Here is a 15,196-nt window from a genome sequence, read left to right on the forward strand (position 1 = left end):
ACTACGCCGCTTCTGGAAGAGGGTGCTTCTCTTCCTCCGGTTTCCTGGGCAACGTCATCTCGCGGTTGATCCGTCCGGCTCCCCAGGTCAAAGCGCTGATCACCATCAGGGTGAAGATCAGCACCAGGATGGAGCCGACGGTGAACAGCCACTCCGGGGCGTTGGGGTCGCGTTCCCGCTGCAGGATGGTGTTTTCCAGGACGAACGGCCGGGTGATGACGGGATCGGCCGGCACCTCGGGAGCCGGGATCGCCTCGTCGGCCGGCTCGTAGATCGGCACGGCCGTCATGGTGTAACCGTCCTGCACCCGCAGCAAGGTCTTCCAGGATCCCCACACCGGGATGGGTTTGGTGGTGCGGTAGTGCCCGTCTCCGACCCGCTCGAGCCGGTCGATCAGCAGGCCGCGGTCGTTGACCATCTTCCCCTGCCACGAGGTGACCGACACCCAGTCGGGATCGTCCTTGATCAGGTCGGGCGGATTGATCTGGATGTCGGCGGACACCATGCGTTTGCCGGGTTCGCTGGGCAGCTCGGTCAGCTTGATGGTCGCGGTGTTCTTGCTCGGGATGACGATGTGCAACCCGTTGGCCACCGCACCGCCGATCACCACGACCGTCGCGGCCACGATCGAGATTCCGATCGCGCGTCGCGGTAGCCGTTGCCCGGTCAGCACCATCCCGGTCAGGGCACCGCACAGGCCCATCATGACGGCGACGGGCACCGACATGGCCAGGGCTTCGCCCCACATGCTGGTCGGCCATGGGTAGTGGTAGACGGCGCCGACCCAGAGCGAACTCAGCCACAGGCCGACGGTGCCCACAACCAGGCCGGTGACGGCACCGAAGAGGATGGGCCGCTTGAACAGCGGCGTCAACGCCAGGATCTCGACCACCAGCGCCGGTCCGAGGTAAAGCGGGAACCAGTTGATCGGCGCGCCGAGGATCGGACCGACGGTGAACGCGACGGCACCACGCAGGGCGATCGCGAACAGTGCCGCGATGATCGCCGCGCCCTTTCCGAGCGTCATCCGCGCCACGATCAGAGCCAGCGCCGCCACTCCGGCGATCATCATCGGGTGGAACGCCAGGCGGAATTGCTGGACGCCGAAGTCGTACTCGATCTGATAGACGGACAGGCCGATCAACAACCCACCGCAGGACAGGTAGCGCAAGAATTTGACGAACGGCTTCTCGGGAGGTGCGTCCGGCAGCGCGCGGCCGCCTTCGTACTCCAGCATCAGCACCGAGAACAGCGACAGGCCCGCGCCGCCGATCATCATCAGGTGGGTCGGACCCCACAAGGTGACGTCCTGGCCGAAGATGCGGTGCCAGATGTCGTCGAGCGGGAATCCGAACAACGCGTACATGCCGCAACCGGCCATCAGCACGCCGCCGACGGGGGCATGCCAGTTGTCGGTGATGCGCACCGGCGCGGGGCCCGGCTCGTCGAACGGCAGGACGATCGCGATCATGCCGGCCAGGAAGATGCCGAACAGGCCGATGATGATGAAGTAGTGGGCGGGGTTGGCCAGCGGTCCGGGATCACGGCCTTCGCCGATATGCCAGCTGACGTCCCAGATGAATCCGAACAGCGCGCAGATGATCGACGTGGTGTACACCAGCACGGGTAGCGCCACCCAGGACGGGCGCTTGAATTTGACGCCCAACCAGTCGGCGAACTTCTCCAGCCACAAGATGCGCCGGGTGCGGTGGGCCCAGCCGACGGCCAGCATGACCAGGGTGATGATCAGCGCCGCCACCGAGAGTCCGATGACTTGACTCAGTTCCGCTCCGCGCGCCGCGGGCGCCTCTGCAACAACTGCCATTTCCATCGCGATCGCCTCCCGTTTGCGTCCGCCGATTTAGACAGATCCGAGGATGCCCAAATGCAGCACTGGTCAATCCTGCTTTTCCCGCGAGCTTCCTCTATTTCGCATGGCGACATATGACACCACGCCGGCGACGATCACGGCAGGCAGGAACGCCGGTATTGCCAGCCAGATGCCGTGGTCGGCCAGGTATACGACGTGCTGTTCGCTCATGCTGATTCTCTACCCTGCCGGATGTTCTTTACTCCGGCAATAGTGACCGGCGTCAACATGACCGCGCGGCCTCGGTTGACCGGGGACCGTTACCCTAACCTGAGCACTTTTCGATTCAGGCCGCCTGTCCGACGGCGGCCCCGAGGCGATCGCGGCCGATATATAGGGACGCGATCAAGAAGCAGGGGAGTACCCGGTGACCCAAGCGCCGATTCGACCGACCAGCGATGCCGGCCAGGATGGCCTGGAAGGGGAGGACAACTCGGACATCCTTGCCGTCGCCCGCCGTCAGGTGCTCGAGGCCGGCGAAGGCCTCAGCAAGGACCAGGTGCTGCGGGTGCTGCAGCTGCCCGATGAGCGCCTCGAGGAACTGCTGGCCCTGGCCCACGAGGTGCGGATGCGCTGGTGCGGACCGGAGGTCGAGGTAGAAGGCATCATCAGCCTCAAGACCGGCGGGTGCCCGGAGGACTGCCATTTCTGCTCCCAGTCGGGCCTGTTCAAGTCGCCGGTGCGCAGCGCCTGGCTGGATATCCCAAGCCTGGTCGAGGCGGCCAAGCAGACCGCGAAGTCCGGCGCCACCGAGTTCTGCATCGTTGCCGCGGTGCGCGGACCCGACGAGCGGTTGCTCGCTCAGGTCGCGGCCGGTATCGAGGCCATCCGCAACGAGGTCGACATCCAGATCGCCTGCTCACTCGGCATGCTGACCGCCGAGCAGGTGCAGCGCCTGGCGGAGATGGGAGTGCACCGCTACAACCACAACCTGGAGACCGCGCGCTCCTTCTTCACCAACGTGGTCACCACGCACAGCTGGGAGGAGCGCTGGGAGACCTTGTCGATGGTGCGCGACGCCGGTATGGAGGTGTGCTGCGGGGGGATCCTGGGCATGGGCGAGACGCTGGAGCAGCGCGCCGAATTCGCCGCCGACCTCGCAGAGTTGGGTCCCGACGAGGTGCCGCTGAACTTCCTCAACCCCCGACCGGGCACCCCGTTCGGTGACCTGGAGGTGCTGCCGGCCAGCGAAGCGCTCAAGGCTGTCGGCGCGTTCCGGCTGGCGTTGCCGCGGACCATGCTGCGGTTCGCCGGCGGCCGTGAGATCACCCTCGGCGACCTCGGCGCCAAGCAAGGCATCCTCGGTGGCATCAACGCCGTCATCGTCGGCAATTACCTGACCACGCTGGGCCGGCCCGCGGAGGCTGACCTCGAACTGCTCGACGATCTGCAAATGCCGATCAAGGCGCTGAACGCCAGTTTGTGATGGCCACCGCGCTGCCGGACCCGGTCGGGGGCGGCGTCTACAACGTCTATACCGGCGAGCAATCCGGGACCTCGGTGCCCACCGCGGCCCAGTTGGGGTTGGAGCCACCCCGCTTCTGCGCCGCCTGTGGCCGCCGGATGATCGTGCAGGTCCGGCCCGACGGCTGGTGGGCGAAGTGTTCCCGGCACGGGTTGGTGGATTCGACCGAGTTGGACGGGCGACGCTGACGGTTCAGGCGCGCCGGTCCCGCGAGGATATGCTTCGCGAGGCACGGGTAATGGAGGTGAGTCGGGTTGGTTGACGGTGCGGCGGTGGTATCCGAGCAGCCTTCTGGCGCAGAGGTCGGGCGCCTGCAGCGGCTGTCGCCGCGGAACCGGGCATGCCTCGTCGTGGCTGTCGCGCTGACGGCTTCCGGATTGCCGATCGGGGCGCTGTGGGCCTGGATCGCCCCGGCCATCCACGCCGTGGTGGCCGTCACCCGCAAGGGTGAGCGGGTGCACGAATACCTGGGCGGCCTCGACGGCGAGCCGCGCAACTTCTTCGTCGCTCCGATGCTGCTGGTCAGTCTGGTGGGCGTCGTGGCGGTGGTCGGCGCGGTCGCGGCCTGGCAGTGGCGCGACCATCGGGGTCCGCAGATGGTCGTCGCCCTGTGCGCCGGGTTGATCGGCGCGACCGCGGTCGCGGTCGGGGTTGGGGCGCTGCTGGTGCTGTGGCGTTATGGCGCGCTGGATTTCGATACCGTCTCGCTGTCGAAGGCTGATCACTCGCTGACCTACGTGACCCAGGCGCCGCCGGTGTTCTTCGGGCGTGGGCCGCTGCAGATCGCGCTCACCTTGTTGTCTCCGGCAGCGACCGCTGCCTTGATCTATGCGGTGATGGCCACCGGGACGGTGCGCGACGACCTGGGCGCTTACCCGCCGGAGAACCGGGTGCGCACGCTGCCTCAGGCGCCGCCGCCGGCGCCCGTCGCCGGGCCAATCGCCTGAACTTCGCGAACGTGCACAGAATGCCGGGGGCGTGCCGGCGTACCTGTGTGCACGCTCGCGGCCTGCCGAACTGAGTTAAAGTGGACGGCGGCGGATCTTGCGGCCGGTGATGACCTTGGCCGCGATCAGACCCAATCGGGCCATGCCGGCGTAGGTCATCGGGTTGAACGCGGTGGGCCAGGTGGTCCGGACCAGATGGTCGGTCAGCGGACGGTCGGCGAACCGGTCGATCAGCCAGCGCAGCGCCATCGGCGCCGACAACGGATGCAGGATCATGTGCTCGTTGAACGCGTCGCGGTGGTAGGTGACCCTGGCGCCGCCGGCGATGTAGGTCTCGGCGAGTTCGTCGATGTCGTCGACGTCGATGAGGTAATCGTGGACGGCCTGAATGATGAGCACCGGCGGTGTCGGTATCGCGGCACCCAGTTTGATGCTGTCGAAGACGTGCATGACCGCCGGCCGGGACAGCGTCTGCTCCAGGGGTTCGTCGAGGAAGTCGGCCAGATTCGTGTGGGCCATCTTGATGACGGCCTCGGCGGTCGTCATCTTCTCCAGGCTCTCCAGCAGCGCGCGACCCTCTTCGCTGCTGTGCTCCTTGATCACCTCATCCAGACCCGGGTAGGTATGTGTGAGAGCGGCGACCACCAACGCCGGCAGCCCGGAGAACAATCCGCCATTGAGCCTGCGGAACGTATGGCCGAGGTCGCCGACCGGCGAGCCCAGGACCGCGCCGACGATGTTCAGTTCGGGGGCGTATTGTCCGCACATCTCGGCGGCCCAGGCGCTGGCCAACCCTCCACCGGAGTACCCCCACAGCCCGACCGGCGCCGACGGCGACAAACCGAGCCGCTCATAACTCAATGCGGCCCGTACCCCGTCCAGGATCCGGTAGCCGGGTTCGAACGGCGCACCCCACAGCCCGTGCAAACCCTCATGGTCTGGTACCGAGACCGCCCACCCCTCGGCCACCGCGGCGGTGACCAGCAACAGCTCGAGCTGAGCCAGCGATCCGATCGCCTTGGCCCGGCGCCGCATCGCATAAGAGGGAAAGCAGCGCGACGACATCGCGTCGATCGCGCACTGGTAGGACAGCAGCGGAATGGTCTTGCCGGGCGCCACCTCCGCGGGAACGAGCACCGTCGTCACGGTGGCCTCGGCGTTGCCGTTCAAGTCGGTGGTCCGGAACAGCAGCTGGATGGCCTTCATCGACTGCGGGATCAGGCCCATGAACGCCAACTCGACGTCGCGCGAACGCAGCACCGTGCCGGGTTCGGCGTGCTGGAAGCCGGCCGGTGGCTGGTAGAACGGGTCGTCTGCCGGCAGCAGCGGGCGTACCTTGCGCTGCAGCTCCTCGTGCGGCGCCGCGCCGATCCATCGCAAACCGTCCTGGACCGTCGCGCCTGCCACGTTGGCCAGCTCCACCATCAAGGCTCCCTTCGAGGCCTACTGGGCTTCGGCGTACTCGTGCCAATCGGTCCCGGATCAATGGGCGGCGGTGCCGTCAGCCAATCAAAGCTCAGCGCCAGCGCTTCTCACGCGCAGTAGCTTCTTAAACAACTCTTAGACAATGTACAGGCCGTGTACCCCGAACCGAAGCCAGCGCGCCGTGGCGCCGATCACAGCGATGCTCAGCCGGGCGGGCGCAGGGCGGCGAACTCGTCGGTCACCCGAAGTTGGGAGTCGGTGAACCGGTACAGCGCCGCCGGGCGCCCGCCGCTTCGGCCGGACTGCGCGATGGTGCCGGTCTGGGTGATGACTTTGCGACGGGCCAGCACGCGCTGCAGGTTGGTCGCGTCGACCTGATATCCCAGCGCGGCACCGTAGATGTCGCGCAGTGTCGACAACGCGAATTCCCTTGGTGCCAAAGCGAACCCGATGTTGGTGTAAGACATCTTGGCGACCAGCCGGGCGTGCGCGTGGGTCACCATGGGCCCGTGGTCGAACGCCATCGGGGGCAACGCATTCACTGGATGCCAGCAGGTGTCCGACGGCAGCTCGGGGGTGGCGGGGGAGGGCACCAGCCCCAGGAAGGTGGAGGCGATCATCCGGGTGTCGGGCACCCGGTGTGGGTCGGAGAACACCGCGAGCTGCTCCAGGTGGGAGATCTCGCGCAGATCGACCTTTTCGGCCAGCTGGCGACGCACCGAAGTGGTCAGGTCTTCGTCGCTGCGCAGCCGGCCGCCCGGAAGCGACCAGGTGCCTTTCTGCGGCTCCTTGGCGCGCTGCCATAACAGAACGTTCAGCTGCGGTTTTTTGGCAGAACTCCCTTTGGCAACAGTCGAAACCTGGAACACGACGGCAAGCACTTCGTGGGCGGTGCTACCATAAGGCATGTTTTCGATTATAAGTCGAAAACCTCCGGGTTCGAAAGGAGCCCCGATGACGGTCCTGAATCGGATGGACACCATCTGCGACGAGCTGGCGGCTCGCGTCATCAGCACGCCCACCGGATACACCGGGATCGAAGGCGACGCCCAGTGGGCGGCCGAGATCCGCCGCCTGGCGCGGCTGCGCGGAGCCACCGTGCTGGCCCACAACTACCAGTTGCCGGCGATTCAGGACGTGGCCGACCACGTGGGGGACTCGCTGGCGCTGTCGCGTATCGCAGCCGAGGCGCCCGAGGACACCATCGTGTTCTGCGGGGTGCACTTCATGGCCGAGACCGCGAAAATCCTGAGCCCGGACAAGACGGTGCTGATTCCCGACCAGCGGGCGGGATGTTCGCTGGCCGACTCGATCACTGCCGAGGAACTGCGCGCCTGGAAGGCCGAACATCCCGGCGCCGTCGTCGTCTCCTACGTCAACACGACCGCGGAAGTCAAGGCGCTCACCGACATCTGCTGCACGTCGTCCAATGCGGTCGATGTGGTCGCCTCCATCGATCCCGACCGCGAGGTGCTGTTCTGCCCGGACCAGTTCCTGGGCGCCCATGTGCGCCGGGTCACCGGTCGGGAGAACCTGCACGTGTGGGCCGGCGAATGCCACGTGCACGCCGGGATCAACGGTGACGAGCTGACCGAGCAGGCCCGGGCCAACCCCGACGCCGAATTGTTCGTGCACCCCGAATGTGGTTGCGCCACTTCGGCTTTGTACCTCGCCGGTGAAGGCGCGTTCCCCGCGGAACGGGTCAAGATCCTGTCCACCGGCGGCATGCTCGACGCCGCGCACGAAACACGTGCCCGCAAGGTCCTGGTCGCCACCGAGGTCGGCATGCTGCATCAATTGCGCAGGGCGGCACCGGAAGTCGATTTCCAGGCGGTCAACGACCGCGCGTCGTGCAAATTCATGAAGATGATCACCCCGGCGGCGCTGTTGCGATGCCTGCTGGACGGGGCCGACGAGGTCCACGTCGACCCGGCCACCGCGGCCGCGGGGCGCCGCAGCGTGCAACGGATGATCGAAATCGGTCAGCCCGGGGGTGGTGAATGACGACCGATCCGGTTTGGCGGGATTCCGCCGACGTCGTGGTTATCGGCATGGGCGTCGCGGGGTTGGCCGCGGCGCTGGCCGCTCACCGCGCCGGGAGCCGCGTCGTGGTGCTGAACAAGGCTGCCCAACTGCGCGGCGTGACCGCCACCCACTACGCCCAGGGCGGGATCGCCGTCGTGCTCCCCGACAACGACGACTCGATCGAGGCCCATGTCGCCGACACCCTGACCGCCGGTGCGGGCCTGTGTGACACCGAAGCCGTGTATTCGATCGTCGCCGACGGCTACCGCGCGGTGACCGAATTGGTCGGTGCCGGAGCGCGATTCGACGAATCGCCGTCCGGTGGCTGGGACGTGACACGGGAGGGCGGGCACTCCCGTCGCCGCGTCGTGCACGCCGGCGGCGACGCGACCGGCGCCGAGGTGCAACGCACCCTGGACCTTGCCGCCCGGTCGTTGGACATCCGCAGCAGCCACGTGGCACTGCGCGTGCTGCACGACGGGGACGCGGTCAACGGGGTGCTGGTCACCCGGCCCGACGGCTGCGGCATCATCGACGCCCCGTCGGTGATCCTGGCCACCGGAGGCCTCGGGCATCTCTACAGCGCCACCACCAACCCCGACGGGTCCACCGGAGACGGAATCGCGTTGGCGTTGTGGGCCGGCCTGGCCATCGCCGACCTCGAGTTCATCCAGTTTCACCCGACAATGCTCTATTCCCGGGGGCACGGCGGCGGCCGACGTCCGTTGATCACCGAGGCCATCCGCGGTGAGGGCGCGATACTCATCGACAGGCAGGGCAATTCGATCACGGCCGGGGTCCATCCGATGGGCGACCTGGCGCCCCGGGACGTGGTCGCGGCCGCCATCGACGCGCGGCTCAAAGCGACCGGGGAGCCGTGCGCCTACCTCGACGCGCGGGGCATCGCGGGTTTCGCGGCGCGGTTCCCGACTGTCACCGCCGCATGCCTGGCAGCCGGGATCGACCCAGTGCGGCAACCGATTCCGATCATTCCGGGTGCCCACTACAGCTGCGGCGGCGTGGTCACCGATGTGTCCGGCCGCACCGAGCTGCCCGGATTGTTCGCCGCCGGAGAGGTGGCGCGCACGGGTATGCACGGCGCCAACCGGCTGGCCTCCAACAGTCTGTTGGAAGGTCTGGTGGTCGGCGGCCGAGCCGGACAGCAGGCCGCCGAGCACGCGGCCGCGATGGGGCATCCGCAAGCAGCGATGCCCGAGCCGATCATCCATACCGCACCCGAGCGCGGTGATCTGCAACGCGCGATGAGCCGGGACGCGTCGGTGGTGCGCAGTGCCGTCGGACTGCGGGCACTGGCCGAAAAGCTCAGCGCCGCACCCATCCGCGATGTGTCGGACCGCCGCGGCGCCGAGGATGTCGCACTGGCGCTGGCGGCGCGCACGGTGACCGCGGCCGCGTTGGCCCGCAACGAAAGTCGCGGTTGCCACCACCGCGCCGAACACCCGTCGGCCGTCACCGATCCCGGGCGCAGCATCCTGATCCGGCTGGCCGGCAACGACGATGCGGTTCAGGTGGAGGCATTGGCGGCGGTGGGCTGATGATCCTGGGCGACGCCGAGCGGGAGGCCGCGCGCGACACCATCCGCCGCGGCCTGAACGAGGATCTGTGCTACGGACCTGACGCCACCACGCTGGCGACCGTGCCGGCCGGTGCGGTGGCTACCGCGTCGATGGTCCCCCGGGAGGAGGGCGTGGTCGCCGGGGTGGACGTGGCGTTGCTGGTGCTCGACGAGGTCATCGGGAGCCGTGGTTACCAGGTACTGCACCGGGTGCAGGACGGGACCCGGGTCAAAGCGGGTGAGCCGTTGCTGACCGTGCAGGCCGAAACCCGGGGACTGCTGACCGCCGAACGGACCATGCTCAACCTGGTCTGCCATTTGTCCGGGATCGCGTCGGTGACGGCGGCCTGGGTGGACGCGGTGCAGGGCAGCAAGGCCAAGATCCGCGATACCCGCAAGACGCTGCCCGGCTTGCGCGCGCTGCAGAAGTACGCGGTGCGGGTCGGTGGCGGGGTCAATCATCGGCTGGGCCTGGGTGATGCGGCGCTGATCAAGGACAACCACGTCGCGGCGGCCGGATCGGTGGTGGAGGCGCTGCGGGCGGTGCGCGCCGCCGCGCCCGATCTGTGTTGTGAGGTCGAGGTGGATTCGTTGGAGCAGCTCGATGCCGTGCTGCCGGAAAAGCCCGAGCTGATCTTGCTGGACAACTTCCCGGTGTGGCAGACGCAGACCGCGGTGCAGCGCCGCGATGCCCGCGCGCCGTCGGTGCTGTTGGAATCCTCCGGCGGGCTCAGCCTGGAGAGCGCGGCGACCTACGCCGGGACCGGGGTCGACTACCTGGCCGTCGGGGCGTTGACGCACTCGGTACGGGTGCTCGACATCGGCCTGGACATGTAAGACGCTCGCCGAGCGTGTACCTGCTGCGAAAAATCGGCCTTGATTTCGCAACCACTACACGTTCGGCGAACGCTCAGGCGATGTCGCCGACGAAGATCCCCATCCGGCGCAGCTGTACCCGGGCCAACCACGGCAATCCGTCCGTCTCGGAAGATCCGGCCGGCAGGATCCGGGGGTGGACGATGTGCACCGAACGCCGCGTGTAGTGCACGTCGGCCTCACCGGCGGCCAGCACGTTCTTCACCCAGTCGGTCTTGCCGTGGCCCAGGGCGATGGCCAGCACATTGCCTTTGCGGTAGGTGGTGACGAGGGTCCGGTACGGCTTTCCGGACTTGCGGCCGCGGTGCTCGATGGTGGCGGTACCCGGCAAATAGCGGGCGATCGGCTTGAGCGCCGGGTTCAGGTACTTGACCTGGATGTTCTCGAACCACACCGGGTAGACCATCGGCACACCGGGGGCGTTGTTGGGGTGTTGATCCCGAGCGGACACGGCGGGCTCCTCTGATATCGGGCCTGGCGGCTACCGGGCACACTACCGGTCGGATATCGACTTGAGCTGCTCTGGGACAATGATCGATGTGACCACATCCCTGACCGGCGAGCCTAGGCTGCTGTCCCGCATCGATCTGCGCGGCGCGGAGCTGACGGCGGCGCGACTGCGTGCCGAGTTGCCGCGCGGCGGTGTCGATGTGGAGTCCGTGCTGGCCACGGTCCGGCCGATCGTCGAAGCCGTGGCCGAGCGTGGCGCTCACGCCGCCCTGGATTACGGGGAGAAGTTCGACGGGGTGCGGCCGGCGGCCGTGCGGGTGCCGGAAAGTGCGCTGGAGGCCGCGGTCGTCGGGCTCGACGGCGACGTGCGCGACGCGCTGCAGGTGATGATCGAGCGGACCCGCGCGGTGCACGCCGATCAGCGCCGCAGCGACACCACAACCACGCTGGGTCCCGGGGCGACGGTCACCGAACGCTGGGTACCGGTCGAACGCGTGGGCCTGTATGTGCCGGGCGGCAACGCCGTGTACCCGTCCAGCGTGGTGATGAACGTGGTGCCGGCGCAGGCGGCCGGGGTCGACTCGCTGGTGATCGCGAGCCCGCCGCAGGCCGAGTTCGGGGGCCTTCCGCATCCGACCATCCTGGCGGCGGCCCACCTGCTCGGGGTCGAGGAGATCTGGGCGGTCGGCGGGGCACAGGCCGTGGCGCTGCTGGCCTACGGCGGACTGGACACCGGCGGACCGGAGCTGGTGCCCGTCGACATGATCACCGGCCCCGGCAACATCTACGTCACCGCCGCCAAGAGGCTGTGCCGTTCCCTGGTCGGGATCGACGCCGAAGCCGGACCCACCGAGATCGCCATTCTGGCCGACGAGACGGCTGACCCGGTCCACGTGGCCGCCGATCTGATCAGCCAGGCCGAGCATGACGAGATGGCTGCCAGCGTGCTGGTCACGCCCAGCCTCGAGCTGGCCGATGCCACCGACGCCGAACTGGCCAGTCAGTTGGCTACGACCGCGCACCGCGAACGGGTCACCGCCGCATTGTCCGGGCCGCAGTCCAAGACCATCCTGACCGACGACCTCGATGCGGCGGTCCGGGTCGTGAATGCCTACGCCGCCGAGCATCTGGAGATCCAGACCGCCGACGCGTCCGGTGTCGCCGCCCGGATCCGTTCTGCGGGAGCTATTTTCGTCGGACCGTACGCACCGGTCAGCCTCGGCGACTACTGCGCGGGCTCCAACCACGTGCTGCCCACCGCCGGCTCCGCCCGTCACTCCAGCGGGCTTTCGGTGCAGACCTTCCTGCGGGGCATCCACGTCGTCGACTACACCGAATCCGCCCTCAAGGACGTCTCCGGGCACGTGGTAGCGCTGGCGAAGGCCGAAGACCTGCCCGCGCACGGGGAGGCGGTACGGCGGAGGTTCGAGCGATGAGCTCACGGCCGACCCTCGACGACTTGCCGCTGCGGGAGGATCTGCGCGGCAAATCGCCTTACGGCGCACCTCAGTTGGCGGTGCCGGTGCGGCTCAACACCAACGAGAACCCGCATCCGCCCACCCCGGCGCTGGTCGAGGACCTGGTCCGGTCGGTTCAAGACACGGCCGCCGATCTGCACCGCTACCCGGACCGTGACGCCGTGGCGCTGCGCACCGACCTGGCCGCCTACCTGACCGCCCAGACCGGAATTCCGGTCGGGGTCGAAAGCGTCTGGGCGGCAAACGGTTCCAACGAGATTCTGCAACAGTTGCTGCAGGCGTTCGGCGGCCCGGGACGCAGCGCGATCGGTTTCGTGCCGTCCTATTCGATGCACCCGATCATCTCCGACGGCACGCGCACCGAATGGCTGGAGACCGTCCGCGCGGACGACTTCAGCCTCGACGTCGCCGCCGCCGTCGCCGCGATCACCGACCGCCGACCCGACGTGGTGTTCGTCGCGAGCCCGAACAATCCGTCGGGACAGAGCATTACGCTGCCGGATCTGCGCAAGCTGCTCGACGTGGTGCCGGGCATCCTGATCGTCGACGAAGCCTACGGTGAGTTCTCGTCGCAGCCCAGCGCGGTGGGCCTGATCGAGGAGTATCCGAGCAAGCTGGTCGTCACCCGCACCATGAGCAAGGCATTCGCCTTCGCCGGCGGTCGGCTGGGCTACCTGATCGCCACGCCCGCATTGGTCGAGGCGATGCTGTTGGTGCGCCTGCCGTATCACCTGTCCTCGGTCACCCAGGCCGCCGCGCGTGCCGCGCTGCGCCACGCCGACGACACCCTGGGCAGTGTCGCCACTTTGATCGCCGAGCGCGAACGGGTGTCGACGGCGTTGACGGACATGGGTTTTCGGGTCATCCCGAGCGATGCGAACTTTGTGCTGTTCGGTGAATTCGCGGACGCGGCTGCCGCCTGGCAACATTACCTGGATGCCGGCGTGCTGATCCGCGACGTCGGGATCCCCGGCTACCTGCGCGCCACCACCGGATTGGCCGGGGAGAACGACGCCTTCCTGGAAGCGAGCGCCCGGATCGCAGCAACCGAACTCAGCAGCAGCCCGAGCACCATAGGAACACCGTGACAGCCACTGAAATCAAACCTCGCCGCGCACGCATCGAGCGCCGCACCCGCGAATCCGACATCGTGATCGAACTCGACCTCGACGGCACCGGCCAGGTCGATATTGACACCGGCGTCCCGTTCTACGACCACATGCTGACCGCGCTGGGCAGCCACGCCAGCTTCGATCTGATGGTGCGCACCAAGGGCGACGTCGAAATCGAAGCGCACCACACCGTCGAGGACACCGCGATCGCATTGGGTCAGGCTCTCGCACAAGCGCTGGGCGACAAAAAGGGCATCCGCCGGTTCGGCGACGCGTTCATCCCGATGGACGAGACGTTGGCGCACGCCGCCGTCGACGTGTCGGGCCGGCCGTACTGTGTGCACTCCGGCGAGCCGGATCACCTGCAGCACACCACGATTGCCGGGAGCTCGGTGCCCTACCACACCGTCATCAACCGGCACGTATTCGAGTCACTGGCGATGAACGCCCGCATCGCGCTGCACGTGCGGGTGCTCTACGGCCGCGACCCGCACCACATCACCGAGGCGCAGTACAAAGCCGTCGCCCGCGCGCTGCGACAGGCTGTCGAGCCCGATCCCCGGGTCTCGGGAGTGCCGTCCACCAAAGGCGTTCTGTGACAGCAAAATCGGTCGTAATTCTGGACTACGGCTCGGGTAATCTCCGGTCGGCGCAGCGTGCGCTGGAACGGGTGGGCGCGGACGTCGAGGTCACCTCCGACGCCGCCCGGGCGCTGGCGGCCGACGGGCTGATGGTGCCCGGAGTCGGCGCGTTCGAGGCGTGCATGACGGGTCTGCGCAAGATCGGGGGCGAACGGGTCATCGCCGAGCGGGTTGCGGCCGCGCATCCGGTGCTGGGCGTCTGCGTGGGCATGCAGATCCTCTTCTCCCGCGGCGTCGAATTCGGCGTGGAGACAACGGGTTGCGGACAGTGGCCCGGCGCGGTGACCCGGCTGGACGCGCCGGTGATCCCGCACATGGGTTGGAATGTCGTCGATTCCGCGCGCGGCAGCACCCTGTTCGACGGGTTGAGCGCGGACACCCGGTTCTATTTCGTACACTCCTACGCCGCGCAGCGGTGGGAAGGTTCAGCCGAAGCGATGTTGACGTGGGCGACACACCAGGTGCCGTTTCTGGCCGCGGTCGAGGACGGGCCGCTGTCGGCGACCCAGTTCCACCCGGAGAAGAGCGGGGACGCCGGCGCGGCCGTGCTGCACAACTGGGTCGAGGGCCTGTGACCATGTCGTTGATTCTGTTGCCCGCTGTCGACGTGGTGGAAGGCCGCGCGGTGCGGCTGGTTCAGGGCAAGGCGGGCAGTGAAACCGAATATGGGTCCGCATTGGATGCCGCGCTGGGCTGGCAGCGGGACGGCACCGATTGGATTCACCTGGTGGATCTGGACGCCGCGTTCGGCCGCGGATCAAACCGGGAACTGCTGGCCGAGGTGGTGGGCAAGCTCGACGTGCAGGTCGAATTGTCCGGTGGTATCCGCGACGACGATTCGCTGAGCGCGGCATTGGCGACCGGTTGCGCGCGGGTCAACCTGGGCACGGCCGCCCTGGAGAACCCGCAGTGGTGCGCACGCGCGATCGCCGAGCACGGAGACAAGGTCGCCGTGGGTCTGGATGTGCAGATCGACCCGGGAAACCCAGCCGGTGAGCACCGGTTGCGTGGACGTGGCTGGGAGACCGACGGCGGCGACCTGTGGGAGGTGCTCAGCCGCCTCGACTCCGAAGGGTGCTCGCGGTATGTGGTCACCGACGTCACCAAGGACGGCACGTTGGGTGGCCCCAACCTCGACCTGCTGGCCCGGGTCGCCGAGCGGACCGACGCGCCGGTGATCGCCTCCGGCGGTGTGTCCAGCCTGGACGATTTGCGCGCGATCGCGACCCTGACCGACCGGGGGATCGAGGGGGCAATCGTGGGCAAGGCGCTTTATGCCGGGCGGTTCACGTTGCCGCAGGCCCTGGACGCGGTCCGGGAGTAGCGACGCG

The 15,196-nt window shown here is 67.9% G+C and carries 16 protein-coding genes; 11 read left to right on the plus strand and 5 right to left on the minus strand.

Annotated elements, in window-relative coordinates; all coding sequences use genetic code 11:
* Nucleotide 1: 1 nt before the first annotated feature.
* Complete coding sequence (locus AC5Y47_RS11830; RefSeq protein WP_499944174.1) at nt 2–1,831, minus strand: hypothetical protein; 1,830 nt, start codon at nt 1,829–1,831, stop codon at nt 2–4.
* A 66-nt stretch (nt 1,832–1,897) separates the two neighbouring features.
* Nucleotides 1,898–2,041 (minus strand): hypothetical protein, encoded by a 144-nt coding sequence (locus AC5Y47_RS11835; protein ID WP_499944175.1) that lies wholly within the window; start codon nt 2,039–2,041, stop codon nt 1,898–1,900.
* Nucleotides 2,042–2,237: 196 nt separating this feature from the next.
* Between AC5Y47_RS11835 and bioB the strand changes: the two genes are divergently transcribed.
* From bioB to AC5Y47_RS11850, 3 genes are all read left to right on the plus strand, one after another.
* A complete protein-coding gene (gene bioB / locus AC5Y47_RS11840; RefSeq protein WP_499944176.1) occupies nt 2,238–3,296 on the plus strand; it encodes a biotin synthase BioB in 1,059 nt (352 codons plus the stop codon).
* On the plus strand, nt 3,296–3,523 hold the full coding sequence (gene bsaP, locus AC5Y47_RS11845) for a biotin synthase auxiliary protein BsaP (RefSeq protein ID WP_499944177.1): 228 nt from the start codon (nt 3,296–3,298) through the stop codon (nt 3,521–3,523). The genes bioB and bsaP overlap by 1 nt, the downstream gene beginning before the upstream one ends.
* Nucleotides 3,524–3,607: 84 nt before the next feature.
* Complete coding sequence (locus AC5Y47_RS11850; protein ID WP_499944249.1) at nt 3,608–4,282, plus strand: DUF2567 domain-containing protein; 675 nt, start codon at nt 3,608–3,610, stop codon at nt 4,280–4,282.
* Between the two features lie 75 nt (nt 4,283–4,357).
* Here the strand turns inward: AC5Y47_RS11850 and AC5Y47_RS11855 are convergent, their stop codons facing one another.
* Together AC5Y47_RS11855 and AC5Y47_RS11860 are read right to left on the minus strand one after the other, a co-directional pair.
* Nucleotides 4,358–5,707 carry a lipase family protein gene (locus AC5Y47_RS11855; RefSeq protein ID WP_499944178.1) on the minus strand — a complete coding sequence of 450 codons (1,350 nt, stop codon included), beginning with the start codon at nt 5,705–5,707 and terminating at the stop codon, nt 4,358–4,360.
* A 203-nt stretch (nt 5,708–5,910) separates the two neighbouring features.
* Nucleotides 5,911–6,615: an NUDIX hydrolase gene (locus tag AC5Y47_RS11860; protein ID WP_499944179.1), complete on the minus strand. Its 705-nt coding sequence runs from the start codon at nt 6,613–6,615 to the stop codon at nt 5,911–5,913.
* A gap of 46 nt (nt 6,616–6,661) precedes the next feature.
* Between AC5Y47_RS11860 and nadA the strand changes: the two genes are divergently transcribed.
* From nadA to nadC, 3 genes are read left to right on the plus strand one after another with little or no spacing between them, the layout of a single operon-like run.
* Nucleotides 6,662–7,711, plus strand: coding sequence for a quinolinate synthase NadA (nadA, locus tag AC5Y47_RS11865; RefSeq protein ID WP_499944180.1), 1,050 nt, complete (start codon nt 6,662–6,664; stop codon nt 7,709–7,711).
* Nucleotides 7,708–9,288, plus strand: a complete 1,581-nt coding sequence (locus AC5Y47_RS11870; protein ID WP_499944181.1) for an L-aspartate oxidase — start codon at nt 7,708–7,710, stop codon at nt 9,286–9,288. The genes nadA and AC5Y47_RS11870 overlap by 4 nt, the downstream gene beginning before the upstream one ends.
* The gene (gene nadC, locus AC5Y47_RS11875) at nt 9,288–10,145 is read left to right on the plus strand and encodes a carboxylating nicotinate-nucleotide diphosphorylase (RefSeq protein ID WP_499944182.1); all 858 of its coding nucleotides are present in this window, start codon (nt 9,288–9,290) and stop codon (nt 10,143–10,145) included. Before AC5Y47_RS11870 ends, nadC begins: the two co-directional genes overlap by 1 nt.
* 73 nt (nt 10,146–10,218) lie before the next feature.
* Here nadC and AC5Y47_RS11880 read toward each other — a convergent pair whose 3' ends face one another.
* Nucleotides 10,219–10,635 (minus strand): nitroreductase family deazaflavin-dependent oxidoreductase, encoded by a 417-nt coding sequence (locus tag AC5Y47_RS11880; RefSeq protein ID WP_499944183.1) that lies wholly within the window; start codon nt 10,633–10,635, stop codon nt 10,219–10,221.
* A 118-nt stretch (nt 10,636–10,753) separates the two neighbouring features.
* Between AC5Y47_RS11880 and hisD the strand changes: the two genes are divergently transcribed.
* The 5 genes from hisD to priA are packed head-to-tail and all read left to right on the plus strand — an operon-like array spanning nt 10,754 to nt 15,189.
* Nucleotides 10,754–12,070, plus strand: coding sequence for a histidinol dehydrogenase (hisD, locus tag AC5Y47_RS11885; protein WP_499944250.1), 1,317 nt, complete (start codon nt 10,754–10,756; stop codon nt 12,068–12,070).
* Nucleotides 12,067–13,200: a histidinol-phosphate transaminase gene (locus tag AC5Y47_RS11890; RefSeq protein ID WP_499944184.1), complete on the plus strand. Its 1,134-nt coding sequence runs from the start codon at nt 12,067–12,069 to the stop codon at nt 13,198–13,200. Before hisD ends, AC5Y47_RS11890 begins: the two co-directional genes overlap by 4 nt.
* A complete protein-coding gene (gene hisB, locus AC5Y47_RS11895; RefSeq protein WP_499944185.1) occupies nt 13,197–13,823 on the plus strand; it encodes an imidazoleglycerol-phosphate dehydratase HisB in 627 nt (208 codons plus the stop codon). The genes AC5Y47_RS11890 and hisB overlap by 4 nt, the downstream gene beginning before the upstream one ends.
* Complete coding sequence (hisH, locus tag AC5Y47_RS11900; RefSeq protein ID WP_499944186.1) at nt 13,820–14,440, plus strand: imidazole glycerol phosphate synthase subunit HisH; 621 nt, start codon at nt 13,820–13,822, stop codon at nt 14,438–14,440. The genes hisB and hisH overlap by 4 nt, the downstream gene beginning before the upstream one ends.
* A gap of 2 nt (nt 14,441–14,442) precedes the next feature.
* Complete coding sequence (gene priA / locus AC5Y47_RS11905) at nt 14,443–15,189, plus strand: bifunctional 1-(5-phosphoribosyl)-5-((5-phosphoribosylamino)methylideneamino)imidazole-4-carboxamide isomerase/phosphoribosylanthranilate isomerase PriA (RefSeq protein ID WP_499944187.1); 747 nt, start codon at nt 14,443–14,445, stop codon at nt 15,187–15,189.
* Nucleotides 15,190–15,196 lie beyond the last annotated feature (7 nt).

This window comes from Mycobacterium sp. NGS22, assembly GCF_059813095.1.